This window comes from Bradyrhizobium manausense (assembly GCF_001440035.1).
GTDB lineage: Bacteria > Pseudomonadota > Alphaproteobacteria > Rhizobiales > Xanthobacteraceae > Bradyrhizobium > Bradyrhizobium manausense.
This window is the reverse complement of record NZ_LJYG01000112.1, coordinates 374,786-376,917: the sequence shown is the minus strand read 5'-3', so window position 1 is coordinate 376,917 and position 2,132 is coordinate 374,786. Positions and strand designations below refer to the sequence as shown.

Annotated in this window: 1 protein-coding gene and 1 pseudogene; both read right to left on the bottom strand. The window is 70.3% G+C overall.

Annotation, left to right across the window (positions count from 1 at the left end):
• Positions 1–416 (bottom strand): annotated as a pseudogene (locus tag AOQ71_RS49845) (hypothetical protein); the annotation flags it as partial.
• A gap of 322 nt (positions 417–738) precedes the next feature.
• Positions 739–2,132, bottom strand: a 1,394-nt coding sequence (locus AOQ71_RS38335; protein ID WP_162268459.1) for an autotransporter outer membrane beta-barrel domain-containing protein, incomplete at its 5' end; no start/stop codon positions are given.

Below are 2,132 nucleotides of genomic sequence, written 5' to 3'. Positions count from 1 at the left end.
CCCAGCCGATAGGCCGTATAGGGGTCAGGGACGGCTACGCCGCCAACACCGCCGGCGCCGCCGGAGATCGCTCCCGAATTGTTGACGGTCACGCCCGTCGCCGTCACGACGATCCCGTTGCCGCCGTCACCACCGTTGCCACCGATAGCGCCGGCGCCACCCGCGCCGCCCGCGCCGCCCGTGATGCCGCCGCTGTTCGACACAATCCCGGCGCCGGTGACGGTGAATGCGGTGCTGCCCGCACCGCCACCGCCGCCGCCGCCCGCGACGTTGCTGAACGCGATGTCGCTGACCCCGCCGTTCCCGCCCTTGCCGCCATTTCCACCCATCAGCGTCGCGGAATTGTTCAGGCTCGCGCCGCTCAGCCCGGTGGCGGCGCCGCCGCCACCGCCGCCCCCACTGGCCGAATAGTTCAAGGGCGTTCCATCAGTCCCATCCTGTCCGACGCCCCCACCGGTGCCGCCGGCGGGAAGCGAATTGGCGCCGCCCGGGCCACCGGCTCCGCCCGCTGCCCCCACAGCGCCGCCACCGCCGCCGCCGCCGGTGCATTGACACGACTGGTTCGGCGCGCCACCGTTGCCTCCGACCCCGCCACTGATGCCCGCAACGCCGCCGGCGCCGCCGGTTTGTCCCGTCTGCGCATAGTCGCCGTCACCACCGGCGCCACCGCTTTGCGCACGTGCCGGGGTGGCCAGCAAACCAGCGATCAAAGCAATCGCGGCAAGAGCGATCGGGCGCCTACCACTCATACCGCACCGTGCCCTTGCCCGTGTAGGTCTGCGTGCTCTGGGAGAACTCACCTTCGATCGTGCCCGCGAGCGAGAACCCGTTTCGCCATTTCATCTCCGCGCGGCCACCGACCAGCGCGGAGTCTGCGGCCGGCTGCGCGCCATTGACCGTGAACGCCGCGCCCGGCAGCGTCTGGAAGGCGGCGTTGACGAGGCGGTTGGTGTTGGTGTCGTGCGCCCAGGCGAGGCGGCCGCGCAGAGTGAGTACGCCGTCGCTGACGAGGAATTGCTGGTCGGTGCGGGCGCCAAGCTCCGTGCGCACATTCGTGGTGTCCTGCGAACTGTAGGACAGCGCGAACTGGTTGCTGCCGACGAGGGCGGTCTCACCATAGAAGGGCAGATGGAAGGTGGTCGCCTGAACGGCCGCGTAGGGCGTCACGCCAAAGCTGGAGCCGGGGATGGGGGCGAAGCGCCAGCCCGCCTCGAGGCGGCCGGCGAAGCTGTTGGCCTTGAAGTTGGCGGTGAGCTTGTCGGTGCCTGACACCGTCACGGTGCGGTCGGTGGTGACATCTTGCCAGCCATAGGCGAGCGCGGCGGAGATGTAGGCCGGCCCGAATGTGTGGCGGCCGTAGACGCCGGCCTGGAACAGATCGGCGCGGCCGCTGCCGAGGCTGTCGGACAGCGAAAAATTGTAGCCGGCGCCGCCGAGTGCAAAGCCGACCAGCGTGTTCGGCGCGACGCGATAATCGGCGCCGACCACGGTGCCGTAGATGTGGCTGGTGGTGGTGCTCGAACCTGCCGCGGCGTTGCCGTTCAACGTGCTGCCGCCGCCATAGCCGGAGGCCCACACGCCCCAGCGGCGGTCGATGACATCGCCGCTTGTCTCGCGCGGTGTCACCGCGGCGTAGGCCGCGCGCATTTTGGCGTCGTTTGGTGCGGTGGACGCGTAGCCCAGCGTCCCGCCGTCGCCACCCGTGCCGTCGCGTTCGCCATCCGCGCCGCCACCCAGTGGGTCGAGCATGCCGACGAATTGCTGCATGGCGTTGAACGAGGCCTGCGTACCGGCGGCGCCGGGCTGGCCGGAGACCTGGCCGAGCGCGCCGTTGAGCTGCGGCTGGCCCATATTGAGCAGCGCATCGAAGCCGGCGGGCGGCGTCCGGCCGCTAGCGACGGCGCGGTTGATGGCGCCGGCGACATTGCTCTGGTTCGCCCCGGTGCCTGCCGGCAGCGCGATCGTGCCGGGATCGAGCACGAGATAGACGTTGTTGAGGTCGTAGGTGAGATGCGGATTGCGGGTGGGGCTGAAGCTGCCGCTCAGGCTCAATACGGCGAAGCGCGTTCCGCCGAGGCCGCCGCTCGCATTGAGAATGGTGTAGGTCTGGCTGCGGAAGCTGCCGGGGATCG